The sequence below is a fragment of the Rossellomorea marisflavi genome, from assembly GCF_022170785.1.
GTDB classification, from domain to species: domain Bacteria; phylum Bacillota; class Bacilli; order Bacillales; family Bacillaceae_B; genus Rossellomorea; species Rossellomorea marisflavi_B.
Map to the genome: position 1 here is coordinate 2,537,334 of NZ_CP081870.1, position 22,300 is coordinate 2,559,633.

General features: G+C 48.6%; 26 protein-coding genes. 1 reads left to right on the plus strand and 25 read right to left on the minus strand.

The window, feature by feature from the left end:
* Window positions 1-9: 9 nt before the first annotated feature.
* From bshA to K6T23_RS13310, 5 genes are read right to left on the minus strand one after another with little or no spacing between them, the layout of a single operon-like run.
* Complete coding sequence (gene bshA, locus K6T23_RS13290; RefSeq protein ID WP_238281357.1) at window positions 10-1,131, minus strand: N-acetyl-alpha-D-glucosaminyl L-malate synthase BshA; 1,122 nt, start codon at window positions 1,129-1,131, stop codon at window positions 10-12.
* 5 nt (window positions 1,132-1,136) lie between these two features.
* Entirely contained in the window at window positions 1,137-1,838 is a 702-nt protein-coding gene (gene bshB1 / locus K6T23_RS13295) for a bacillithiol biosynthesis deacetylase BshB1 (RefSeq protein WP_056535765.1), read from the minus strand.
* A complete protein-coding gene (gene mgsA, locus K6T23_RS13300; RefSeq protein ID WP_053426751.1) occupies window positions 1,831-2,235 on the minus strand; it encodes a methylglyoxal synthase in 405 nt (134 codons plus the stop codon). Before mgsA ends, bshB1 begins: the two co-directional genes overlap by 8 nt.
* A 12-nt stretch (window positions 2,236-2,247) precedes the next feature.
* Window positions 2,248-3,018 carry a 4-hydroxy-tetrahydrodipicolinate reductase gene (gene dapB, locus K6T23_RS13305; protein WP_079516295.1) on the minus strand — a complete coding sequence of 257 codons (771 nt, stop codon included), beginning with the start codon at window positions 3,016-3,018 and terminating at the stop codon, window positions 2,248-2,250.
* The gene (locus K6T23_RS13310; RefSeq protein ID WP_238281359.1) at window positions 3,005-3,355 is read right to left on the minus strand and encodes a nucleotide pyrophosphohydrolase; all 351 of its coding nucleotides are present in this window, start codon (window positions 3,353-3,355) and stop codon (window positions 3,005-3,007) included. The genes dapB and K6T23_RS13310 overlap by 14 nt, the downstream gene beginning before the upstream one ends.
* A gap of 168 nt (window positions 3,356-3,523) precedes the next feature.
* On the opposite strand from K6T23_RS13310, the gene K6T23_RS13315 reads away from it, so the two are divergent.
* Window positions 3,524-4,393 (plus strand): YitT family protein, encoded by an 870-nt coding sequence (locus K6T23_RS13315; RefSeq protein WP_048005868.1) that lies wholly within the window; start codon window positions 3,524-3,526, stop codon window positions 4,391-4,393.
* Window positions 4,394-4,458: 65 nt separating this feature from the next.
* On the opposite strand, the gene K6T23_RS13320 is transcribed toward K6T23_RS13315, so the two are convergent.
* The 20 genes from K6T23_RS13320 to K6T23_RS13415 all read right to left on the minus strand — a co-directional run bounded on the left by K6T23_RS13320 (window position 4,459) and on the right by K6T23_RS13415 (window position 22,298).
* Window positions 4,459-5,139, minus strand: a complete 681-nt coding sequence (locus K6T23_RS13320; protein ID WP_174564586.1) for a zinc metallopeptidase — start codon at window positions 5,137-5,139, stop codon at window positions 4,459-4,461.
* Between the two features lie 59 nt (window positions 5,140-5,198).
* Window positions 5,199-5,987 carry a sporulation protein YpjB gene (ypjB, locus tag K6T23_RS13325; RefSeq protein ID WP_238281361.1) on the minus strand — a complete coding sequence of 263 codons (789 nt, stop codon included), beginning with the start codon at window positions 5,985-5,987 and terminating at the stop codon, window positions 5,199-5,201.
* Window positions 5,988-6,047: 60 nt separating this feature from the next.
* The gene (lhaT, locus tag K6T23_RS13330) at window positions 6,048-6,638 is read right to left on the minus strand and encodes a lipoprotein heptaprenylglyceryl N-acetyltransferase LhaT (RefSeq protein ID WP_056535753.1); all 591 of its coding nucleotides are present in this window, start codon (window positions 6,636-6,638) and stop codon (window positions 6,048-6,050) included.
* A 65-nt stretch (window positions 6,639-6,703) separates the two neighbouring features.
* Window positions 6,704-7,471, minus strand: a complete 768-nt coding sequence (locus K6T23_RS13335) for a menaquinol-cytochrome c reductase cytochrome b/c subunit (protein WP_053426745.1) — start codon at window positions 7,469-7,471, stop codon at window positions 6,704-6,706.
* A gap of 33 nt (window positions 7,472-7,504) precedes the next feature.
* Window positions 7,505-8,179, minus strand: coding sequence for a menaquinol-cytochrome c reductase cytochrome b subunit (gene qcrB / locus K6T23_RS13340; RefSeq protein ID WP_048005872.1), 675 nt, complete (start codon window positions 8,177-8,179; stop codon window positions 7,505-7,507).
* Between the two features lie 14 nt (window positions 8,180-8,193).
* Window positions 8,194-8,706 (minus strand): QcrA and Rieske domain-containing protein, encoded by a 513-nt coding sequence (locus K6T23_RS13345; RefSeq protein WP_053426744.1) that lies wholly within the window; start codon window positions 8,704-8,706, stop codon window positions 8,194-8,196.
* A 141-nt stretch (window positions 8,707-8,847) separates the two neighbouring features.
* A complete protein-coding gene (locus K6T23_RS13350) occupies window positions 8,848-9,312 on the minus strand; it encodes a YpiF family protein (RefSeq protein ID WP_238281363.1) in 465 nt (154 codons plus the stop codon).
* A gap of 416 nt (window positions 9,313-9,728) precedes the next feature.
* On the minus strand, window positions 9,729-10,271 hold the full coding sequence (locus K6T23_RS13355) for a ReoY family proteolytic degradation factor (protein ID WP_056535747.1): 543 nt from the start codon (window positions 10,269-10,271) through the stop codon (window positions 9,729-9,731).
* Window positions 10,272-10,340: 69 nt separating this feature from the next.
* Window positions 10,341-11,600, minus strand: a complete 1,260-nt coding sequence (locus K6T23_RS13360) for a tetratricopeptide repeat protein (protein WP_056535745.1) — start codon at window positions 11,598-11,600, stop codon at window positions 10,341-10,343.
* Window positions 11,601-11,639: 39 nt separating this feature from the next.
* Complete coding sequence (locus K6T23_RS13365) at window positions 11,640-12,533, minus strand: hypothetical protein (RefSeq protein ID WP_238281365.1); 894 nt, start codon at window positions 12,531-12,533, stop codon at window positions 11,640-11,642.
* Window positions 12,534-12,601: 68 nt separating this feature from the next.
* A complete protein-coding gene (aroA, locus tag K6T23_RS13370; protein ID WP_238281367.1) occupies window positions 12,602-13,894 on the minus strand; it encodes a 3-phosphoshikimate 1-carboxyvinyltransferase in 1,293 nt (430 codons plus the stop codon).
* 11 nt (window positions 13,895-13,905) lie between these two features.
* Window positions 13,906-15,009: a prephenate dehydrogenase gene (locus tag K6T23_RS13375; protein ID WP_056535735.1), complete on the minus strand. Its 1,104-nt coding sequence runs from the start codon at window positions 15,007-15,009 to the stop codon at window positions 13,906-13,908.
* A gap of 64 nt (window positions 15,010-15,073) precedes the next feature.
* Window positions 15,074-16,174, minus strand: a complete 1,101-nt coding sequence (hisC, locus tag K6T23_RS13380) for a histidinol-phosphate transaminase (RefSeq protein ID WP_056535732.1) — start codon at window positions 16,172-16,174, stop codon at window positions 15,074-15,076.
* A 2-nt stretch (window positions 16,175-16,176) separates the two neighbouring features.
* Window positions 16,177-16,548, minus strand: coding sequence for a chorismate mutase (gene aroH / locus K6T23_RS13385; RefSeq protein WP_056535730.1), 372 nt, complete (start codon window positions 16,546-16,548; stop codon window positions 16,177-16,179).
* A gap of 18 nt (window positions 16,549-16,566) precedes the next feature.
* Complete coding sequence (aroB, locus tag K6T23_RS13390) at window positions 16,567-17,655, minus strand: 3-dehydroquinate synthase (protein ID WP_238281369.1); 1,089 nt, start codon at window positions 17,653-17,655, stop codon at window positions 16,567-16,569.
* Between the two features lie 2 nt (window positions 17,656-17,657).
* The gene (gene aroC / locus K6T23_RS13395) at window positions 17,658-18,824 is read right to left on the minus strand and encodes a chorismate synthase (protein ID WP_218246099.1); all 1,167 of its coding nucleotides are present in this window, start codon (window positions 18,822-18,824) and stop codon (window positions 17,658-17,660) included.
* Window positions 18,825-19,059: 235 nt separating this feature from the next.
* The gene (locus tag K6T23_RS13400; RefSeq protein WP_056538434.1) at window positions 19,060-19,827 is read right to left on the minus strand and encodes a CheR family methyltransferase; all 768 of its coding nucleotides are present in this window, start codon (window positions 19,825-19,827) and stop codon (window positions 19,060-19,062) included.
* Window positions 19,828-20,038: 211 nt separating this feature from the next.
* Complete coding sequence (gene ndk / locus K6T23_RS13405; protein WP_053426733.1) at window positions 20,039-20,485, minus strand: nucleoside-diphosphate kinase; 447 nt, start codon at window positions 20,483-20,485, stop codon at window positions 20,039-20,041.
* 113 nt (window positions 20,486-20,598) lie between these two features.
* Entirely contained in the window at window positions 20,599-21,561 is a 963-nt protein-coding gene (gene hepT / locus K6T23_RS13410) for a heptaprenyl diphosphate synthase component II (protein WP_056535721.1), read from the minus strand.
* A gap of 35 nt (window positions 21,562-21,596) precedes the next feature.
* Window positions 21,597-22,298 (minus strand): demethylmenaquinone methyltransferase, encoded by a 702-nt coding sequence (locus tag K6T23_RS13415; protein WP_056535718.1) that lies wholly within the window; start codon window positions 22,296-22,298, stop codon window positions 21,597-21,599.
* Window positions 22,299-22,300 lie beyond the last annotated feature (2 nt).

Consider the following 22,300-nt stretch of genomic DNA (forward strand, 5'->3'; position numbering starts at 1 on the left):
ATCTCCCCCTTAGATCAATTCCTTGTAGATCGACTCATACTGGTCGACCACTCGATTCCGGTGGAATTTTGTGCGTACGGTTTCAAGTGCATTCCTCGAAAGCTCTTCATAAAGAGCTCCGTCCTTCAATGCCTTGACGGCTTTACTTGCCACGGCTTCAAGGTCACCGAGTGGACAGATGAAGCCATTCACCCCATCTTCGATCACTTCCGGGATCCCCCCGATATCAGTGCCGATCGCCGGTACTCCACAGGCCATGGCCTCCAGGGCCACAAGACCGAAGCTCTCTTTTTCGGACAGAAGCAGCTTGAGGTCGCTGATGGAGTAGAGTTCTTCCAAGTTGTTTTGTTTCCCCAGGAATAAGACATATTCCTCGATCCCCAGCTCTTTTACGAGAGAAGAGATTGTCCCCATTTCCGGGCCGTCTCCTACCAATAGCAGCTTTGAGGGAACAGCTTCCCGGATTTTGGCAAATGCACCCACAACATCCTTCACCCGTTTGACCCCCCTGAAATTCGAAACGTGGATGAGCACTTTTTCATGAGGCTCTATCCCGTATTCCATCCTAAGGTGGGCTGAGTTGGTCTTCCGGTACACCCTTTCATCGATAAAATTGTATACCGTGCGTATATCTTTGTCTGGCCGGATCAAATCGTCCGTCTGCTTCACGAGGGCTGTCGATACCGCTGTTACAACATCGGATTTTTCAATTCCGAAGCGGATCGCCCCCGTCAGTGAGGCGTCATATCCGAGCACCGTGATATCCGTACCGTGAAGAGTGGTGACGATCTTCACGTCCCTACCCGACATTTGTTTCCCAAGGATGGCACAGACGGCATGAGGGATCGCATAATGGACGTGAAGGATATCAAGTTCCTCCCGTTCCACGACCTCGGCCATTTTATTGGCCAGTGCGATATCATAAGGCGGATACTGGAAGACGGAGTACTGGTTCACCTCCACCTGGTGGAAGTAGATATTATGGTACATCTTGTCCAATCTGAAAGGGATGCTCGAGGTGATGAAATGGATTTCATGTCCTCTTTCTGCAAGCAGTTTTCCAAGCTCTGTTGCCACGACCCCCGAGCCCCCGACTGTCGGGTAGCATGTGATTCCGATTTTCAACTTCATTATTGTTACTCTCCTAATAAATCATGATGCAATGTAATGGGTGAATGCGTGAAGAACCCTTCAGCATGAAGGGAGCCTACTTCCTTGCCCATCATGGTTTCCCTCGCCTCCACGGACTCTATGTAGCCTTTTGTGAGCGGTGTCGCCACGCCGGATGCCTGAATGAACTGACTCGTATAGGCACGGAGGCTGTCCACCTTCTTATCCATATAGCCTTCGATATCCACCATGTAGTCCGGACGGTGGAAACCGTTGATCATGTAGTAATATAAATGCTGGGGTTTATGGGCGTCCAACTCCCCGTGGAATTTCCGGATCCCCGCCGAGAAGTACGCTTCAGTGATCAGACGGGATGCGTTACCGTGATCGGGGTGGCGGTCCTTTTCATACGGGGCAAAGATGACTTTGGGACGAAAAGTACGTATGACTTCGACGACCTTTTTCAAATGATCCTCGTTTATGTATATGCCACGATCGGGAATATCGAGGGTGATCCGCTCTGATGCACCAAGGATCTCTGCGGCCTTCTTCGCTTCTTCCAAACGAAGATCCACCGTTCCGTTGGATGACAGTTCAGCATGGGTAAGATCGCAGATGACGATGCGTTTCCCTTTTGCCGCGTATTTGGCAATGGTCCCCCCCATACCGATTTCGACATCATCGGCATGGGCTCCAAAGGCCAGAATATCGATTTGTTGCTCACTCATTCCCATTGATGATGCTCCTCCATTCGATATCTCCTCGTTCCAGCCCCTTGACCAGGACTTCCGCACTCCCCATATTCGTTGCAAGGGGAACGCAATACACGTCACATAGGCGTATCAAGGCTGATACGTCCGGTTCGTGGGGTTGGGCAGTCAATGGGTCCCTGAAGAACAGGACAAGGTCCATCTTATCATTCGCAATATAAGCTCCGATTTCCTGATCTCCCCCAAGGGGTCCAGACCTGAAGCGATGGACCGGCAATCCGGTTTCTGTCGTGATCCTTGTACCGGTCGTCCCGGTGGCAAAAAGGGAGTGCTGCTCAAAGATGGGCTGATAAGCCAACACGAAACGAATCAGATCGTCTTTTTTCTTATCATGGGCGATTAGCGCAATATTCATGAGAGTCACCTTCTATTCCAGTATATTTTCAAGGCCGTAGACGAGGGTCTTCAGCTCCATGACCGTCTCCACGCATACCTTCACGCCCGACATGAAGCTCTTTCGGTGGAATGAATCATGACGGATCGTCAACAGTTCTCCTTCGCCGCCAAGCATGACCTGCTGATGGGCCACGAGTCCCGGAAGACGCACACTGTGGATGTGAATACCATCCATTTCGGCACCACGTGCCCCCTGGAGGGTTTCCTTTTCATCGGGATGTCCCTGTTCTTTTGACTCCCTGACTTCCCTGATCATCTCGGCCGTCTTCACCGCCGTTCCGGACGGTGCATCGAGCTTCTGATCATGATGGAGCTCGAGGATCTCGATATCCGGGAAATATTTTGACGCCATTTGTGAAAACTTCATCATCAAGACGGCCCCGATGGCAAAGTTCGGTGCGATGATGCAACCGATTCCCTTATCTTCCGCCAGGGTTTTAAGCTCTTCCAACTGTTCTGCTGTGAATCCCGTTGTACCGACAACCGGTCTCACACCGTGCTCCAATGCGGTCCTCGTATGCGTATACCCCACTTCAGGCGTTGTAAGGTCGATCAGGACGTCCGGAAGTTCATGAGCGAAACATTCTTCCAGCGAAGCAAACACAGGGACCCCGGCAGCGGCTTCCTGTTTATGATCGATCACACTCACCAATTCGAAATGATCCGTTTCTTCCACAAGGGTGACGGCTTCCTTCCCCATTCTTCCCCTCGGCCCTGCTATCGACACCTTAATCATTTCCATTGTCATCCCCTCCTTCTATACGGGTCCACCGATCTTTATCACGGGTAGTAAATTTTTCCATCACCCGGTCATGTGCGTTCTCGAGGCTTATGCCAAGGGAATTGGCAAGGCAGATCACCACGAACAAGAGGTCACCCAACTCCTCATCGATGGCCTTTTCAGTTTCCGAATCTTTTTTTGGCTTTTCACCATAATAATGATTGATTTCCCTGGCTAGTTCGCCCAATTCTTCGGTCAGCCTGGCCATCATGGCCAATGGGCTGAAGTACCCTTCCTTGAATTGACTTATGTATGCATCCACATCGTTTTGCATTTGTTCCATTGTCTTCTTATTCATGAGTCGTCACACTCCTCTATTATCTTTTATCATGTTAGCTAAACTTTACCGTCAATACAACTATTACGCATGCCCCCGGTCGTTTATAAATGTTATTGCCAGTTTGTATCCCTTCCTATATAATGTCTCTGTCAACCAGTTCACTACGGTATTGAGGGAGGTTTCAACATGTTAGGGCTCCGCCTTAAAAATATCATCTTCATCATCCTGGGTTCAGCCATCTTCGCATTCGGATTAGTTCATTTTAACATGAGAAATGAATTGGCGGAGGGCGGATTCACAGGGATCACCCTGATCCTATACTTTTTGTTCCATATCGATCCATCCTATTCGAACCTTGCCCTCAACATCCCCCTGTTCATTCTCGGGTGGAAGCTCCTGGGTAAGAAATCGTTCGGGTATACCGTCATCGGCACCGTCGGACTATCCGTCTTCCTATGGATCTTCCAGCGCTATCAGATGAATATCAACCTGGAAGGAGACCTTTTCCTTGCAGCCCTGTTTGCCGGGGTGTTTGTCGGGATCGGACTCGGAACGATCTTCCGTTTCGGCGGGACGACGGGGGGAGTCGACATCCTGGCAAGACTTGCACATAAGTACATCGGCTGGAGCATGGGACGGACCATGTTCATGTTCGACGCTGTCGTCATCCTTGCGTCCCTACTCACTTATCTTCAATATCGGGAGGCTATGTATACGCTCGTCGCCGTGTTCGTGGGGGCAAGGGTCATCGACTTCATGCAGGAAGGTGCGTATGCTGCCAGAGGCGCCATGATCATCTCCGACCATCACGAAGAGATCGCCAAGATGGTCCATGACAAGATGGATCGCGGCGTCACCGTGCTGAAGGGGCACGGATCCTTCACAAAGCAAGACAGGGAAGTCCTCTATTGCGTGGTGGGGAAAAACGAAATCGTCCGGCTTAAAAATATCATCAATGCCATAGATCCTCACGCCTTCGTATCCGTTACCGTCGTGCATGACGTCCTTGGAGAAGGTTTCACCTTGGATGCGGATAAGAATCCCCTCGACCTTTGAGAGCCCCTTTCAGATAAAAAAACAGCTCCAGACGATCCCTTCAGGATCGTCTGGAGCTGTTTTTATTAATCATCGTTGTTCATACCGGTATAGATCAGGATCAGACGGAGAAGCTCGATGATAGCCACCGCCGCTGCCGCCACGTACGTCATGGCCGCCGCGTTCAGCACCTTCTTCGCGTGACGCTCCTCCTCATTGCGGATCAAACCGAGTGAAACCACCTGGTTCATGGCCCGTGAGGATGCATTGAACTCAACCGGCAGTGTAACAAGCTGGAACACAACACCGAGTGCCATGAGGACGATCCCCAATAAGAACATTCCTGTCGCCTGGGTGAATATCCCAATCATAAGGAAAACCCATGACATATTAGACCCGATATTCGCTAGGGGAACCAGTCTGTGACGGAACCTTAGGAAAGCATAGCTTTCCGCATCCTGGATCGCATGTCCGACCTCATGGGCTGCAACGGCCGCACCCGCAACGGAATGACCGTGATAATTATCCGGGGATAGTGCCACCGTTTTGGTGACCGGGTTGTAGTGGTCACTCAGGAATCCCCTGCCTTCTACAACCTTTACATCATACAATCCGTTATCATCCAGGATTCTGCGGGCTACTTCCATACCCGTCATTCCTGAAGTGGATCTGACTTTGGAATATTTATTGAATGTGCTTTTTACTCTCATCTGTGCAATGATCGGAATGAGAGCGATCAGTAGAAAGTAAACCAAAAATCCTACCATTATCGCCATAACCTCCACATGTTAAATTACCTAAATTCTATAGTGATATAAGGTTCCTGTCAATTTTTTTGTCTTTCTGTTGTTTTCGCTTCCTTTTGACCCTTATATTTTCTCCAACCTACGTAAGATAATGTGGAAATGATGATGCTTCCTGTAGAAATGATCACCCACCATAAGGACGGATCGGCCTCATCCTCGGTCACATTTTCAAATAAGTCCTTCAAATCTCCTTCCAGCGTGGTCAATTCCGTCATCCCCTCGCTCTTGAGCACGCTTTTACGATAGTGATCCAAGTAGGTGATTTTGGCATCAAGCGCCTGGGAGCGTTCCACAGGCAGATCAAGCCTCACACTTGGCTGAATGATATTATATTTGGAAAGAAATGCATTCAATGTGGAATGGTAGGCTTCCATATCCCCTTCTTCCGCTGCAGTCTTCACGTCGCTGAAAGCTTCCATGATGGGATCTTCCATCTCAACCCAAAGGGGCTGATAGCGGCTGGACAGTGTATCGATTACGAGCCTGAACTTGGTTACCGCATTTACCTTTTGGGCATGGTCAGCGGAAACCTGATTGATGCTTTCCACGGCATAGTCATGGGACATCGTCAGGATCCTCAGCTCATCCATGGACAAGGGGCGGCTGCCACCCGAAGCAGGGAATACCTCAGAAAAGTGGGTAAGGAACTTTTTTGCCTCTTCATATTTCCCTGCCTTCGTCATCTGAAGTGCCTGGTCGGCCAATTCATCAAGTTCCCCTGTACCGGCAGGCGATTCCCCCAGGGCATGAAATGGTTCCGGTACCAGCATGAGTGCTATGACAATAAATAACAGTTGAATGACTTTCATTCTCGTCCCCCCTATTGCTACTAGTAAAGTGTATGAAGGGGTGGACAAGAGTAGACCTCTTTACAAACTCAGGGAGTTCCTCGCCGTCTTCTGGGTGAAATAATAGGCAATCGCAATAGAGGCGATGCTGAGCCAGAAGGTAAAATAACCGATGTGCTGTATGTACATGTATAGCTGGGAATAGATAGGATATTGCATATACACATAATCAATGATGTCATTATGGACAGCCCATACGGCCCCCACCATGATATGCCAAGGCTTCACCCGATAAAACGAGGAATACAGGATTCCCTGGACCGCCATGGCCCCGTGGGACACCATGAGCATGTATCCTTCCCAAGGAAGATCACCCGATACCCAAAGAGTCAGCAGATTCATGACAATCGCCCACACCCCGTACTTGAAGAGGGTGATGATGGCCAGAACCTCGAATATCGGCCAATTCCGCTTAAGCAGGAAGGCGATAAGGACAAAGCAGAAAAACAGGCTTGCTGTCGGACTGTCCGGAACAAACGGGATGAAAATCCCCGGTGTTCTCTCAAGCTGAGGCATATACCATATATATCCGTATATCGTACCGAGCACGTTGACCACCAGAAGTAGCCACAAAAAACTTCGATTCTTTAACAATGACCATAACCAGATCATATTTATCCTCACCTTTCTGTCCATGAGAAAAGAGAGCCAGCGTAAGCGGCTCTCTTCAACATTATTCATTCTAGACCTGAAATGAATTCTGCTAGCTTATCAAGTTCCTCATCGGAGCCTTGAAATAGATCGGCAGGCATTCCAGGCGGCTTGCCGTTCACAGCGATATCCGCCACTTCATCGGCTGAGAGCCCCGTCCCAACAAGGGATGGTCCTGCTCCGCCTTGGAGATTTTCACCGTGACAGTTGATACAACCATTCTTTTGATCTGCAAAGATTTTATACCCCTCTGACTCTTTATCAAAGTCAGCTTCTGCCTGGATTTTCCCCTGTTCCTTCGCTGCAGCCCAGTCATGTGTCGCGACGGACTCCCATGTCAGGAAGTAGGTTGCAGCCAGTGCAAGAAGCATGAAGCCGGTTGCAAATGGACGCTTTGTCGGGCGTCGTTCCGGTCCCCTGTCGATGAAAGGAGCCAGGAGTAGCGCACCGAAAGCGATTCCCGGAATGATGAAGGCACCAATCACATTATAAGGACCAGATGCGTACGTGTACTTCAATAATTGATAGAGAAATAAGAAATACCAGTCAGGCAGCGGAATATATCCCGTATCCGTCGGGTCGGCGATCCGTTCCAACGGAGATGGATGAGCCACTGTCAAGCAAAGATAACCGATCAGGAAAACAGCTCCCACCAGCCATTCCTTCAGCAGGAAGTTCGGCCAGAAGGCTTCTGTTTTACCAGGGAACTCCGAATAGTCTTTTGGAATATTCGGTTTTCGTTCAGCAGGAACACGCGAGTCCCCTACAAACTTCATCCCTTTACCACGATGCATAATGTCCCCTCCTTTTAATAGGTTTGTTCGATTTTACAACGGTCCAGATATACCCTGCTTACGGATCATGAGGAAGTGAGCTCCCATCAGTCCGAGTAAAGCTGCCGGCAGGAAGAATACGTGGATCGCGAAGAATCGTGTAAGCGTCTGCGCCCCTACAATATGGGGATCACCTGCGAGGAGGGACTTGACCTGATCACCTATGAACGGGGTTGCTCCCGCAATCTCAAGGCCGACCTTCGTCGCAAATAGCGCTTTCATATCCCAAGGCAATAAGTAACCCGTGAAGCCTAGACCCAACATGACGAAGAAGATCAATACCCCAACGACCCAGTTCAATTCACGAGGTTTTTTATAGGCTCCCTGGAAGAATACACGCAGGGTATGTAGGAACATCATGACGATGACGAGACTGGCACCCCAGTGGTGCATACCGCGTACGATCTGTCCGAATGCCACTTCATTTTGCAGATAATAAACCGATTCCCATGCATTTTTGATATCCGGAACATAGTACATCGTCAAGAACATCCCGGACAGGATTTGAATAACGGTAACGAAAAATGTCAAACCGCCAAAGCAGTAAACGAACGCAGAAAAGTGATGCGCAGGGTTTACGTGTTCAGGCACTTCGTGATCCGCAATATCACGCCATAGCGGCGTAATGTCTAGACGCTCGTCCACCCAATCATAGATCTTGTTAAGCACTGAATACGCCCTCCCTACTTCTTAACGAATTTATTTGGTTCAGGTTGTCCAAGATACAGGATCCCGTCTTTCTCTTTTGTCGGATATGAATCCAACGGAGCGGTAGGCGGTGTCCCGGGAACGTTTTCACCATTCTTGTGGTAAAGTCCGCCGTGACATGGACAATAGAACATTTCTTTGTGATCTTCACTTGCGTTCCAGTTGACCGTACAACCCAAGTGCTTACAGATCGGTGAAAGGGCAATGATCTTGCCTTCCTTGTTTTTGTAGACCCAGGCCGTCTGTGTCACATCCGATGTATACCAGGCATCTTTCTGCTCATAAGAGAAGTCGACACGCACAGGCTCATTGGAAAGTTCGGACACTTTTTGTTTCGTTGCTTTAAAATCCCCAGATGCTTCCGCTTTCAAAACTGGATCAACAGCAAAACGGACCATCGGCATCAGCATACCCGCTGCCATGAAACCGCCTACACCCGTGAGTGTATAGTTAAGGAATTGACGTCTGGAAACACGCTGCTTGCTCATCCTTTTCCCCCCTCTGTCGTAAGGTAAGTCCATCCCGGACATATTTCGCACAAATATAAAACTAGGACATAACCATGATATATTAAACTTTTTGTAAAATCAATAACTGTATTGTCTAAATAATACAACAATGTGAAGTTTTTATGAATTTTTCTGCCACTTCTGAACAATCACATTCAGGAGCTGTTTCACCTGATCTTCCATGATCGAATGCTTGTATTGCTCGTCGAGATGCTCGAGCGGGATCGGAGGCACCCAGATCAGCCCGTCACCCATCAGCTCCTCCACCCCTTTCCATCCGCTATCCGACGTCAGGAAGAAGCAATGCTTCACACCGCTCTCCTTCAGGCCGTTTCCCCACTGGGCGAGACGTTCCTGCTCACCGGGATATCCGGTATTCAGGGAGTAGGTGTAAGGCGGGGTAATGATCATCCTGCCTTTGAACTGCCTTTCGAGATGGAAGCACAGGAGGGTGATGAATTCCATCTGTGCTGCAGACGTGCGGATACCGCTTCCGAAATCGGCCGGGATCAGTGGTATGACGGCGGTGTCTATGTATTCCTTCTGCTGTTCAAATACGTCTATATCATGTGTATTCCAATTCATTTTAAACCCTCTCTTTACAAATCTATCCTTCGTTACCATCATATCATTAGTCCACCCTGTTTTAAAGCGATTTCATCAGTGGAGCCAGGCAAATAAAAAGCGGATAGGACAAAACTAAAAGAGGCCCCTTTAATACCGAACACGATCAGTATAGGATCTTAATAACGCTCATGATCTCCGTGCAAGACTTCGCTTTCCGCGGGTAGCCCGTGAGCCTCCTCGGCAAGCCTGCGGGGTCTCACATCAGCTACTCTTCCCGCAGGAGTCTTCGTCTTGCACTCCGATCAACCGCTGGAAACGATGAAATTTGAATGTTCATTAAACAAAATTTAAAACCCGAATCATTTGCTATATCGTAGGCAAATGATTCGGGTTTTACTATGACTATAACATGTTTGTCTCAGCCTCTTATCATTTCATCCTTCCAGCGTTTGAAGTTTAGAAGTCAATTCAAGGAATGCCTCCTTGTCCCCCTCATCAAGGGCACGGTCGATCGCCTCTAAGAGACGGTCCTTATGGAAGGAGTGCAGGCTTTCCGTCAGGAACTGCTCTGCAACGGCCTTATCCTTCTCATTGATCAGAAGGTATTTTGGCATGAACGGATTCTCTTCCAGGACGGCAGCGAACTGATAGCTTGCATTCGCCTTGCTGAAATTAAGCTGGATGTAAATGTCTTCATCTTTGTTCAAACGGATATCGTGAAAGGACTTTTCCGCGTCGGTCGTCATGATATTCTCTTTATAGAACCTGAACGGAACTTCTTCCACACAGTGGGTGGACATGACGAGTCCTCTCGGGCAATACTGGGATTCTTCGACGAAATGAACCTTCTTCATCAATTGGTCATGACTCATCAGATAATTCAGGATCCACACGCATTCTCTGCGCTTCAGTTGATACCGATTTAAAAACCAGCGGATAAAATCTTTCTTCTCGTTGACAGAAACAGGGGTGGCCATGGTATTCCCTCCTCTGCGAAAATGGTCTGTTACAATCTATATTCGGACATGCCTTCTGTGATGCCTGGTTCAGTCTTGCAATCTTTCTATCAGATCCTGCCACTCATCGTTGGACGGGTCCATGACGATCAGCTGTTTATATACTTCTACCGCTTCTGTCCGAAGTCCTTCCTCTACAAGAAACTCTCCATACTCGAGAAGGAATTCCTGATGATTCTTAAAGTCAGTATATGCAAGACGATAATGGTTTAATGCATCCTTATATTGTTCAAGCCCCTCATATGCTTTGGCAAGGTCCCAGGAAAGCTGTGGTTCTTCCTCTCCTTCCCCTTTGACAATCGCTGCGATTTCAAGAACATCTTCGTATTTGTCATAGGCAAAGAATAACTTATTCAGGACCAGGGCCGCTTCCAGATATCCGGGATCCAGTGCAAGGGCATTCCTCAGGAGTTCTTCTGCATCGGCGTCCAGACCGAGTTTCAATGCAACCCTGCCCCCGAAGAAGCTGAGCTCCTTATTGAACTCATCTTGTTTTTGTCCTTCCCTGACCGTTTCCAGGCTTTCCTCCAGGCGCTCATCATGCTCATACGCCCGTGCCAATAGGAGATATACGGAGTGATACTCGGGGTCCAGTTCTTTGACAGACTCCAATTTCTCGATGGCCGTTTCATAGAATCCCGCTTGATAGGCCGTGAATCCGTAGCCGAACAGGGTGTTGATCTCGAGGTGTTCTTCAAGGGCTATCTCATAATGCTTCAGGGCTTCCTCAAATGCCCCTCCAACGCTATATGCCTCAGCCAGCCTCTGATGGATATGGACACCGCTGAACTCCACGTGGCCCGCTTCGACAAGGGAGGTATAGTACCTGATAGCCTCGAGGAATCTGCCTGTTTCCGAATAAAGCTCGGCTAGCCCAAAGTCGATAACAGGCTCATCCGGGAGAAGCACTTTGGCACTCTTGAGCTTCTGCTCACTGACTTCGAATAGTCCCTGCATCTGATAAAGATCTGCCAACAGGAGAAGTCCTCTAGGATACACCGGATCTTCCTTATCAAGTTCCGACAGGCGTTCCACGGCTTCTTCTTCCTTATCCATCTCCACCAGGATCTCCGCGATTTCTATTAGGAGCTCCCCTTCACCAGGATAGTACTCCAGCAGATTCTCATAGAGCGATTTGGCTTCTTCAAGGAAGCCGAGGTGATGCAGTTCCTCTGCGAGTGAGAACTTTTCTTCATGTGTGCCGAACTTCATTGTTTCATCAAGGTGCTTCATTGCTTCTTCCAGTTTGCCTTCTTCCAGGGAAGCGATCATTTTTTCTCCAGTGGTCATGGTCAATCTCTTCATCCTTTACATGTATGTTCCTCGGCATTACAGCCGGTATGGAGTAGGCTCCACAAAAAATCCGGGGGTGCGTATGATAATCTCTTCACCTTTCCCCTGACAAGCTATAGGACGCCCGTCCAGGAAAAGACTTTCCCCTTTACTCATCGTACATTTTAGCACAAGTTGGGTATCTTGAACGAGCAAGTCGCCCTCCTCATCGTTCTCCAAATAAAGGTTATAACTAATTTCTCTGCCGGGAGATAGAATTCCTCTATGTGGGTATATCCCGATTTTTTTCATAACCTCGTCATGAAGAGGGACTTTTTGTCCAATTGGGAGACCGATATGGGGAATCTTCACCGATTTCATCGTATTTTGCCAGATCCTCAGATGCTTTTCACGGGTTTTGGTGTCCGGTTCCGTCGAAAAAAAAGGGACAAAAGTAATGGGGTAGTGATTGAGGGCCTCTCTGATCCACCCCCATGGGACCGCTAATAGTGCATCGATATCCATGATGTCAGTCCAGATGACAGGGACTTTGCGGCACCTGCACTGACGGATGATCCCCGGTGTGATCCTTTGAGGGGTCGTTTTCATCCCGATGATGAAATCGAGGGGACTAGATTCCATCGTTTTCTTGATTCCCCTCCAATTTTCTTCAAATCGATATTCATATTCAAGGTGAAAGGCCGTCAGGATGGTTCTGCACCCTTTGCTTATGAAGTCATCCATGGACCCTTGATCCATGAGGTATCCCGGATAGTCAAGATCGCAAAAAACATGGGTCGGCCCCATAATAAAGGGAGAAACGTCCACCCGCATAAAACGGTACTGTGGGAATGAACGTCTGATGGCCGAGATGATCCCCTCTTCCACTAGGATCGACACAGGTTCGGAGCCGCCAATCATCCTTACTTGTTCCAAGATATATGAAGTCATGAAAACATCACCGTCCTTTATAGACAAGCTATGAAGGAGGTGATGTTTACATGACTATGTGCGTGCTATCAATTGATCAATTGATCGATATGTTCGAAGAATTGAGGATATGAAATATTAATGGCTTCATGGTTTTGCAATACCACATCAGAGGTCGTGATCAAGGACGCGATGGCCAGTGTCATACCGATACGGTGATCCCCCCAGGAATGAACTTCTCCTCCGTGAAGGTCCTTCTTCCCGCGGATGATCATCCCATCATCCGTGGCTTCGATGTCGGCTCCGAGCTTTTTCAGTTCCTCGACGATCGCATCGATGCGGTTTGTCTCCTTCACCTTCAACTCTTCTGCGTTTTTGATCACCGTCGTCCCTTCTGCCTGAGTGGCAAGGAGAGCGATAATGGGGATTTCATCGATTAAGGTCGGGATGGTATCTCCTCCGATTTCGACTCCATGCAGACTCGATGTTTCAACGAGAAGATCTCCTACTGGTTCCCCTTTGGCATCTCCCGAAGGAATGACCTCAATGGATGCCCCCATCTCTTTCATGACAGAAAGGATCCCCGTCCTTGTCTCATTGAGACCTACATGCTTCAAGCGCACACGACTCCCTGGAACGATGGCTGCCGCAACCATGAAAAAGGCTGCTGAAGATATATCTCCAGGTACATCGACCGTGCATCCCTTGAATGCCTGGCCACCCGTCACTTTGATGCTCTGCCCTTCCCTCGAGACTTCTCCGCCGAACTGGGCGATCATCCTCTCGGTGTGGTCCCTGGTCCGCTCCGGTTCGATCACTTCTGTCACCCCTTCAGCCTGTATGCCGGCAAGAAGGATCGCAGACTTCACCTGGGCGCTTGCAACGGGTAGTTCATATCGGATCCCTTGAAGATCCCCACCCCTGATGGAAAGGGGTGTATAATCCCCGCCTGCGCGCCCATCGATCATTGTTCCAAGCAGCTTCAAAGGGCCTGCCACCCGCTTCATCGGCCGTCTGGCAATGGATTCATCACCGATGAGGATGGAATGGAAAGGCCGCCCTGCAAGGAGCCCCATGATGAGCCGGGTAGTAGTTCCGGAGTTTCCTGTGTCAAGAATATCAACAGGTTCCTCCAGTCCTTCCCAGCCCTTACCGTGTACGATGATTTCATCTTCAGAAACGTCGATCTGCACCCCGAGTTTCCTGAAGCATGAGATTGTACTCAAACAGTCGTCACCCATAAGGAAGTTATGTACCTTCGTCTCTCCTTCTGCAATGGAGCCAAACATGATGGCACGGTGGGAGATGGATTTATCGCCCGGCACATTGATTTCTCCATCCAGTCCCCCTGCCGGTTTCGCCAGTCTTTTACTGTCCTGCATATTGATTCACCTCATCCTAAGAATAATTCATAGCCTGTTTTATTTGTCAGGCATTTCATCGCCTTGTCCCTGTCCTGAGACGTTTGGAAGCTGATGACCAGCACTCCGTATATGTCTTCACGCGTCTCCATGATCCGGATATTGGTCAGACTGATCTCCTCTTCGGCCAGATAACCCGTGACCTCCGAGATCACACCCGGGTAGTCGGGTACATCTACGAAGAGATCATAAAAGGATGGGATGGCGCCTTTTGAAAGCATCGGTAGCTCGTCCCTGAATGATTTTGCTTCCTCGAAGTAGGATGCGATCACTTCGGGATCATTTTCTTCGATCATATCGATGACTGCTTTCATCTCCTCATTCCACTGGTCAAGCTGGGCAAGAAGGACTTCCCTGTTCTGCATGGTGATGTCTTTCCACATGACGGGGCTCGATGAAGCGATCCTGGTGATATCACGGAATCCACCGGCAGCGAGTCTCCTTACATAGGGATGATCCTCAGCGTGACGCTTCGCCTGCTGAACGAGTGAGGCTGCTACGATGTGGGGGAAATGACTGATTGTTCCCGTGACAGCGTCATGCTCTTTCGGATCAATCACGATGAACTTCGCCTGGGTCCCCTTAAGCCACTCCTTCAGCTCGTCAATCCTCTCTTCCGAGTGCCCTTTCCCTGGAGTAAGCATGTAAAAGGCGTTCTCAAATAGAAAATCCTTGGCAGCCGTGACGCCGCTCTTATGAGAGCCGGCCATGGGATGTCCTCCTATGAAACACCATTTATTAGGAAGAATGCTCTCCGCCCTGTCCATGATTTGTGCTTTTGTACTTCCTGTGTCGGTTATGATGACAGTCGGCTTCAAGTTGAAATCCCGGAATGTTTCAAGAAGTTTTTCCGTCTGGAAGACAGGCGTCGATATGATGATCAGATCCGCTGATTCAACAGCATCCTTCAATGATTCGACGGCTTCATCGATGATTCCGAGGCTGAGACCAAGCTTCATTTCCTTTTCCTGCACATCAAACCCTGCAACCCTTGCTTCGGGATGCTGATTCTTTATACACAGGGCAAGGGACCCCCCGATGAGTCCAAGCCCTATCACTACTACATTACCCTTCATGTTCCTTCCACCTCGTCCCGTTAGAAAAAAGTCGGAAAGAAGATTCTTTCCGACTGGTCACTATTCATTGTGTCAATCTGGCTCCAAGGAATTCTTTCATCTTGGAGATCACTTCATCGTTCTGTTCAGTAGAACCGACTGTCACCCTCACAGTATTCGGGATGCCAAGAGCCTCCCCAGATCGTACGATGTAGCCTTTGCTCATGAGGAACTGGAAGACTTCATCTCCGCTCACGCCGAAATCGATCAGGATGAAATTTGCCTGGGATGGAAAATACTTCAGCCCATTTTCTTCACAGAAATCATAATATTGTTGAAGACCCCTGCGGTTTGCTTCCTTGCATTTCTCGATGAATGCCTGATCCGTTAGTGCCGACAGGGCTGCCCCCTGCCCCAGTGCATTATTATTGAATGGTTCCCTGATCGGTTCAAGCTTACTGATGACCTCTGCACTTGCCACACCGTAGCCGACACGGAATCCGGCGAGACCATATGCCTTGGAGAACGTCCGTGTGATCAACAGCTGAGGGTATTGCGGAAGAAGGTCGATGGACTGGTAGTAATCATCAGCCACCACATATTCATAGTACGCTTCATCCAGCACCACCAGCACATGCTCAGGAACCGCATCAAGGAAGGAGACAAGCTCGCTTCTCCGGATATACTCTCCTGTAGGGTTATTCGGTGAACACAACCACACGACCGATGTTTCCCCATCAATGGCGGAAAGCATCGCATCCAGATCGTGAGCACCATTTTCCTTCAACGGGATCTCGCGGATTTCGGCACCTTCAACCAGGGCATTATGCTTGTATTGCGGGAAAGTCGGCACGGCCATCACCGTGTTCGTTTCGTTGCTCAGCAAAGCCCTGGCAATGATTTCGATCACCTCATCCGACCCGTTGCCGAATAATAGCTGACCGGGTTCGACTCCAAGGAAACGGGCGGTTCCCTCACGAAGTTCTTTGGCATATCCATCGGGATAGATCGCATGTGATAAAGCATGCTCGGCAAGATATTCCTTGACTGCCGGAGAGCAACCGAATGGATTTTCATTTGAAGCAAGCTTGACGACTTTATCCAATTTGTATTGAGCTTTCACGTCGTCCATCGTTTTTCCAGGTTGATATGATTTCAGATTATGAATTTGCGTTTTCCACTTCATGATTAACGTCCTTTCGTTCCAAGATCCGGCCGTAAACGGATGGCTTCGTTCTTATAGATATGCTTGATCCCTTCCTGTGGCTCCTCGGTGTTATAGTGGATCATCACACGTATGCACAGGGGCAGCCCGCCTTCCACATCCAGTTCCTGCATGCACATGACGGGTACAAACGTCCAGCCCTCCAGCTGCCGCAGTGCTTTCGCCGGGAAGACACTTCCAATGTCATTGGTTGCCGAAATGAACACAGAAGCGATCTTTTCAGGCTCGATACGATTATGTAGGATCATTTCGTCCAGTAGTTGCTTGGTTGAGAGGAGGACTTCCTGTTCCTTGTTAGATGCCGCAGTGGTTGCTCCTCTGATTCCACGGATCATTCCATCATCTCCTTCTTTCTATCTATTGATTGCGCGGATGAATGTGTCCGCTTCTTCTAGTTCTTCCTTTGATACCCGAGTAAGATAGGGTTCTCCGATGTTTCGGAGGAGAACGAATTGAGGTTCTCCGTTCTTCGCTTTCTTATCTCGTGTCATAAGGGCATAAAGGTCTGTAAACGCAAGTTCTTCCGGGATGGTCAGATCATATCCGAGAGAAGCTGACCAACGGGCGAATCCTTCGACGTCAAAGGATATCCCTGATAGTTTCCTGCTGAGATACAGGGCATAAATCATTCCCACCACCACGCATTCCCCGTGGGTGCGATTCCCGTATCCACTGGCACTTTCGACGGCATGACCGTACGTATGACCAAAATTCAGGTAGGCGCGCACACTAGATTCCCGCTCATCCCTGGCGACGATATCCGCCTTTACTTTAATTCCCCGTTCAAGGCATTCCTCCAAAAACAGATCATCGAGGGCTCCAGGTCCACGGAACGAATTCTTGATGTCTCTCAGGAAGCCTTCATCCGATAGGAATGCATGCTTGATGACTTCCCCGAATCCGGAAAGTACTTCCCGCTCAGGCAGGGATTTAAGATGATCAAGATCAAAAAAGACCGCCTCAGGCTGATGGAATTGCCCGATCATATTCTTACCAAGAGGATGGTTGATCGCCACCTTCCCACCGACTGAACTATCGTGTGCAAGGATGGTCGTCGGTACACCGATGAAGGGGATCCCCCTCATGAACGTAGAAGCCACGAATCCGGCCATATCCCCGATGGCACCACCGCCAAGGGCGATGACGATCGAACTCCGGTCAACTCCGTTTTCAAGACCATGGGTCATGGCCCGTTCGAATTCCTCGAGCGTCTTTGCCCGCTCCCCGCTTGGAGCCAGATGGACCGTTACATCGAAGTTCGTCTCAAGACTCTCCACGAGACCCATGCCATGAAGATCGTATACTGCTTCATCTGCAATGACCCAGATTTTACGATTCCTATATCCCTTTTCAATAAGAAAGGATGAAATGGATTCCCTCAAATGATTCCCGATGATGACGTCATACGTTTTGGAAGCTGTCTCGATCGCTACCTTTTTCATGATTAAAACTCCCTTGATGCCCGTCGCTGTCTTTCCACATTGTCCAATAGCTGGTCGAAGCGGTCACTATGGAATTGTTCCACAATCGCCGAAGCAAGCTCCCAGGCCACCACGGCTTCTGCTACGACGCTTGCTGCAGGGACTGCACAGCTGTCAGAACGTTCGATGCTAGCCCTGAAGGGTTCTTTCGTTTCAATATCGACACTTTCGAGGGGCTTGTAAAGGGTAGGGATCGGCTTCATGACACCTTTGACGCTGATCGGCATGCCCGTTGACATACCACCTTCGAATCCACCGAGACGATTGGTTCTTCTCGTATATCCATTCTGTTCATCCCAGATGATTTCATCGTGCACTTCACTTCCGGGTTTTCTTGCCATTTCGAAACCAAGTCCGAATTCCACCCCTTTAAAGGCATTGATGCTCATGACCGCCCTAGCAATCTTCGCATCCAGCTTACGGTCGTAATGCACATAGCTTCCGACACCTGCAGGCATGCCTTCGACAATGACTTCCACGACGCCGCCGATGGAATCTCCATTTTTCTTCGCTTCATCGATGAGATCCATCATTTTCTGTCCCGCTTCCTCATCGAGACACCTAACGGGAGATTCCTCCGTTACCGTCCTTAGCTGATCGATGGACTCATACGCTCCATTTTCGGACTTGATGCCACCGATTTCAAGTACGTGGCCTACGACTTCGATTCCGAGGAGCTTCAATAGCTTCTTAGCTACACTCCCAGCCGCTACACGTACCGTCGTTTCACGTGCCGATGAACGCTCAAGCACGTTCCTCAGGTCTCTGTGTCCGTATTTCATACCGCCTACAAGATCGGCATGACCGGGACGGGGCCTGGATATTTGACGCTTTACTTCATCGGATTCTTCAAAAGGCTCGATTCCCATGATCTTTGTCCAATGGGTCCAATCCTTGTTTTCTACTACCAGACCTACGGGAGAGCCGAGCGTCTGCCCATGACGGACACCTCCGACGATCTGAGCCTGGTCTTTTTCAATCTGCATCCGCCTGCCACGGCCATGACCTTTTTGACGGCGCGCAAGATCTTCATTTATATCTTCAGCCAATAGTGGCATTCCTGCTGGAAGTCCTTCGATAATGGTCGTTAATTGCGGACCATGGGATTCTCCTGATGTTAAATATCTCATAACACTTTCCCCCTTCAACTCGTTAAAGAATTATGTATCAATATAACATAACTGTCCTCAGAATTCCTAGTACTTATACGTAAAAAAACCAGATTTCCTGTAAAGTTTCCGACCCTTTCAGTGCTTTAGCAGAGCGCATCACCCCACCCAGGATCAGGGTAAGGGAGTGCTGTGGACGGATGCGTAAGCACTTCCATAATCATTGTAAAAAAACAGGATGACCCCCTTGCAGGAGTCATCCCGTTACATTGGACTTTCTGTAAAAGAAGGTCTCCTCTGATTGAAAACCATATTGTGAAGGAGTAAAGATCTGTTCTGTGCTCCCTACGAATAAAAATCCTCCAGGGCTTAAAGCCTCATTGAATTTCCTGTAGAGGGATGTTTTCGCTTCCTCTGTGAAATAAATGAGAACATTCCTGCAAATGATCAAATCAACATGTGAGTCAAAGGGATCCGCCAGTAGATTCTGCTGCTTGAAGGTGACACATTCGACAATGCGACGGTCCAGCGTATACCTCGTCCCATCTTTCACAAAGTATTTTTTCTTCAGCGACTCGGGTATTTCCTGAAGAGAGCGCTCTGGGTATACGGCCGTCCTTGCCCGTTGAAGGGCATTTTTATCAAGATCTGTCGCAATGATGGTGAATTGCTCGGGTTTCAAATGTTTCAATAGGATCATGGCAATGGTATACGGTTCTTCACCCGTCGAACAGGCAGCACTCCACACCCTCAATTTTGTTCCTTTCATCAATCTCGGTAAAACAGACTCTTCAAGGACCTCCCAGCGTTTTTGGTTCCTGAAGAACTCCGATACGTTGATGGTCATGCGGTCCAGGAATTCTTCCATCTGCTCCCTGTCGTTTTTGATCAGGTTGAAATACTCCTTGAACCCATGGCACCCTTTCTTTTCATACAAAGCCGTCAGGCGTCGTTTCATTTGCGCTTCTTTGTAAAGCGAAAGGTCGATATTGGTTTTACGCTTGACTGATTGAATGAACTCCATATATTCATTGGACAACTGGTTCACACTTTCTTCTTTCGGATTTTGCTACACCTACTATATCGAACGGAATGCATGAAAGTTTATGGGAAACAGGAAAACTTTATGACCATGTCGAGTAATCGACTTTCCGTTCCACCTCAGGGGGCGGCAATTCCTACTTATCCTGAAGTCGAAAAAAAGACAAACCGTTACGACGGTTTGTCGTGATGGATCAGTAGACCCACTCGTTCATCAATTTTGAGTATTCAAGGAGCTCTTCCTCTTTAAAGAACAATCCGATTTCCCTGACAGCGCTTTCAGATGAGTCAGAACCGTGAATGATATTTTTACCGACCGTCAGCCCGAAGTCCCCGCGGATCGTACCTAGATTCGCGTCTTTAGGGTTTGTGGCACCCATCATTCCACGAGCGGTGGTGATGACATTTTCCCCTTGCCAAACCATGGCAAAAACCGGTCCGGAAGTGATGAAATCGACTAATTCCCCGAAGAAAGGTCTTTCTTTATGCTCGCCATAGTGCTCCTTTGCAAGCTCTTCTGATACGTTCATCAACTTGGCTCCTGCAAGCTGAAACCCCTTTTTTTCGAAACGTGCGACAATATCACCGATTAGTCCTCGTTGCACTCCGTCCGGTTTGACCATTAAAAACGTTTTTTCCATGCTCCCCACTCCTATTATATGTATGTATAGTATGTCTTAGGACATTACAAAAAAATAGTAACAGAGTTTCGCATGTTTGGCAACGTTTCCATTTTAAATTTTCACAATATTTCTCAATATTTTCTTTTTCCAATATAATTTGCAATGTTTTTCAACGTACGCTTCACCTTGTTTGCAGGCAAGTGATCCAAGTCTTCAAGTGCCCTGTCGAGATACCTTTTGCTCAAGGCATAGGATCGTTCGATGGCATCTGTACCCCGTATAGCTTGTATAACTGACTGGATTTCTTCCGGTGAACTTTCTTCCCTTACGCGTATGATCTTTTCCTTCACTTCTGGAACATCCATGGCGTAAAGGACCGGAAGAGTGATATTCCCTTGCCAAAGGTCGCTTCCCGCAGGTTTTCCGAGCTCCTTCTCCGTTGAAGTAAGATCAAGGATATCATCGATGATCTGATAGCTCATCCCGACGTTGTACCCGAAGTTGAACAGTCTTCTATGTACTTCTTCCGGTGCTCCAGAAGAGATGGCGCCCAGCTGGCAGCTGACCGCGATAAGGAGTGCCGTCTTCCGTTTGATCCGGAGGAGATAATCCCTAAGATGCTGGTCATATCGATACTTGTCCTGAATCTGGGCAATTTCTCCTTTGCACAGTTCCACCAGTGTATGGGACAGGATCCTGTGGGCCTCCGGCACCCTGATGTGGGTCATGTACTCCAGGGCACGAGCGAAAATATAATCGCCTGTATACATGGCAACCCGATTATCCCATTGTGCCTTGATGGTGGGTTTACCCCTTCTGAGTTCCGCATCATCAATGACGTCATCATGGACAAGGGAGGCCATATGCATGAGCTCGAGGGATACAGCCGCATGTTTGACCACATTGATATCATAATCGCCATACTTGGCAGACAGCAGGACAAATACAGGTCGTATCCGTTTACCTCCAGCCTGAAGAAGGTGAAGGGAAGCTTCTTGTAAAAGGGAAGAATCCGATTGGATTGCCACTTCCAGCTCTTTTTCTATTTCCTCGATATCCGCTTTGAGAAACGAATACAATCTATTTAACTTCATAGTTTCTCCACCCATTTACCCAAAATATCGTACGTTCACTTTTTCCCGGAATGCATCGCTGCCACACCGCCGCTAAATGGCTTCACGTGAACATCCCTGAAACCTGCTTCCCCGAACATCGTTGCAAGTTCTTTCATGCCCGGGAAATCCCTAGCCGATTCCTGCAGCCATGAATATTCATTGAAGCTCTTGGCAAACAGCTTTCCGAAGATCGGCATGATGAACCGGAAGTAGCCATAATACATCTGTTTGAAAACCGGCATCGTAGGCTGCGATGTTTCCAGGCAGACGGCCATTCCTCCAGGCTTCAGTACGCGATTCATTTCTTTGAGGACATGAAGATAATCAGGTACATTCCGAAGTCCGAAGCCGATGGTCACATAGTCGAATGTGTCGTCTTCAAAAGGCAGTTCCATGGCATTCCCATGAATCAGTTCGATATTGTCAAAGCGTGAGTCCCGTACTTTCTCTTCCCCGATTGAAAGCATGTTCTGACTGAAATCGAGTCCTTTTACCTCTCCCGTCTCACCGACCTCTTCAGCGATGGCCAATGTCCAGTCCGCCGTGCCGCAACATACATCCAGTGCCTTGCTTCCTGGTTCCACTGACATATGCTTCATTGTTTCCTTGCGCCACTTTTTATGCTGTTGAAAGCTGATGACGGAATTCATCTTATCGTAATTCCCATATATTTTTTCAAATACTCCATGTACTCTCTGTTCTTTAGACTGCTGCATTC

What these genes read in the sequence shown, in the direction of transcription:
- bshA (WP_238281357.1), bottom strand. Translation starts at nt 1,131, where the DNA reads ATGAAGTTGAAAATCGGAATCACATGCTACCCGACAGTCGGGGGCTCG.
- bshB1 (WP_056535765.1), bottom strand. Translation starts at nt 1,838, where the DNA reads ATGAGTGAGCAACAAATCGATATTCTGGCCTTTGGAGCCCATGCCGAT.
- mgsA (WP_053426751.1), bottom strand. Translation starts at nt 2,235, where the DNA reads ATGAATATTGCGCTAATCGCCCATGATAAGAAAAAAGACGATCTGATT.
- dapB (WP_079516295.1), bottom strand. Translation starts at nt 3,018, where the DNA reads ATGGAAATGATTAAGGTGTCGATAGCAGGGCCGAGGGGAAGAATGGGG.
- K6T23_RS13310 (WP_238281359.1), bottom strand. Translation starts at nt 3,355, where the DNA reads ATGAATAAGAAGACAATGGAACAAATGCAAAACGATGTGGATGCATAC.
- K6T23_RS13315 (WP_048005868.1), top strand. Translation starts at nt 3,524, where the DNA reads ATGTTAGGGCTCCGCCTTAAAAATATCATCTTCATCATCCTGGGTTCA.
- K6T23_RS13320 (WP_174564586.1), bottom strand. Translation starts at nt 5,139, where the DNA reads ATGGTAGGATTTTTGGTTTACTTTCTACTGATCGCTCTCATTCCGATC.
- ypjB (WP_238281361.1), bottom strand. Translation starts at nt 5,987, where the DNA reads ATGAAAGTCATTCAACTGTTATTTATTGTCATAGCACTCATGCTGGTA.
- lhaT (WP_056535753.1), bottom strand. Translation starts at nt 6,638, where the DNA reads ATGATCTGGTTATGGTCATTGTTAAAGAATCGAAGTTTTTTGTGGCTA.
- K6T23_RS13335 (WP_053426745.1), bottom strand. Translation starts at nt 7,471, where the DNA reads ATGCATCGTGGTAAAGGGATGAAGTTTGTAGGGGACTCGCGTGTTCCT.
- K6T23_RS13345 (WP_053426744.1), bottom strand. Translation starts at nt 8,706, where the DNA reads ATGAGCAAGCAGCGTGTTTCCAGACGTCAATTCCTTAACTATACACTC.
- K6T23_RS13350 (WP_238281363.1), bottom strand. Translation starts at nt 9,312, where the DNA reads ATGAATTGGAATACACATGATATAGACGTATTTGAACAGCAGAAGGAA.
- K6T23_RS13355 (WP_056535747.1), bottom strand. Translation starts at nt 10,271, where the DNA reads ATGGCCACCCCTGTTTCTGTCAACGAGAAGAAAGATTTTATCCGCTGG.
- K6T23_RS13360 (WP_056535745.1), bottom strand. Translation starts at nt 11,600, where the DNA reads ATGACCACTGGAGAAAAAATGATCGCTTCCCTGGAAGAAGGCAAACTG.
- K6T23_RS13365 (WP_238281365.1), bottom strand. Translation starts at nt 12,533, where the DNA reads ATGACTTCATATATCTTGGAACAAGTAAGGATGATTGGCGGCTCCGAA.
- aroA (WP_238281367.1), bottom strand. Translation starts at nt 13,894, where the DNA reads ATGCAGGACAGTAAAAGACTGGCGAAACCGGCAGGGGGACTGGATGGA.
- K6T23_RS13375 (WP_056535735.1), bottom strand. Translation starts at nt 15,009, where the DNA reads ATGAAGGGTAATGTAGTAGTGATAGGGCTTGGACTCATCGGGGGGTCC.
- hisC (WP_056535732.1), bottom strand. Translation starts at nt 16,174, where the DNA reads ATGAAGTGGAAAACGCAAATTCATAATCTGAAATCATATCAACCTGGA.
- aroH (WP_056535730.1), bottom strand. Translation starts at nt 16,548, where the DNA reads ATGATCCGTGGAATCAGAGGAGCAACCACTGCGGCATCTAACAAGGAA.
- aroB (WP_238281369.1), bottom strand. Translation starts at nt 17,655, where the DNA reads ATGAAAAAGGTAGCGATCGAGACAGCTTCCAAAACGTATGACGTCATC.
- aroC (WP_218246099.1), bottom strand. Translation starts at nt 18,824, where the DNA reads ATGAGATATTTAACATCAGGAGAATCCCATGGTCCGCAATTAACGACC.
- K6T23_RS13400 (WP_056538434.1), bottom strand. Translation starts at nt 19,827, where the DNA reads ATGGAGTTCATTCAATCAGTCAAGCGTAAAACCAATATCGACCTTTCG.
- ndk (WP_053426733.1), bottom strand. Translation starts at nt 20,485, where the DNA reads ATGGAAAAAACGTTTTTAATGGTCAAACCGGACGGAGTGCAACGAGGA.
- hepT (WP_056535721.1), bottom strand. Translation starts at nt 21,561, where the DNA reads ATGAAGTTAAATAGATTGTATTCGTTTCTCAAAGCGGATATCGAGGAA.
- K6T23_RS13415 (WP_056535718.1), bottom strand. Translation starts at nt 22,298, where the DNA reads ATGCAGCAGTCTAAAGAACAGAGAGTACATGGAGTATTTGAAAAAATA.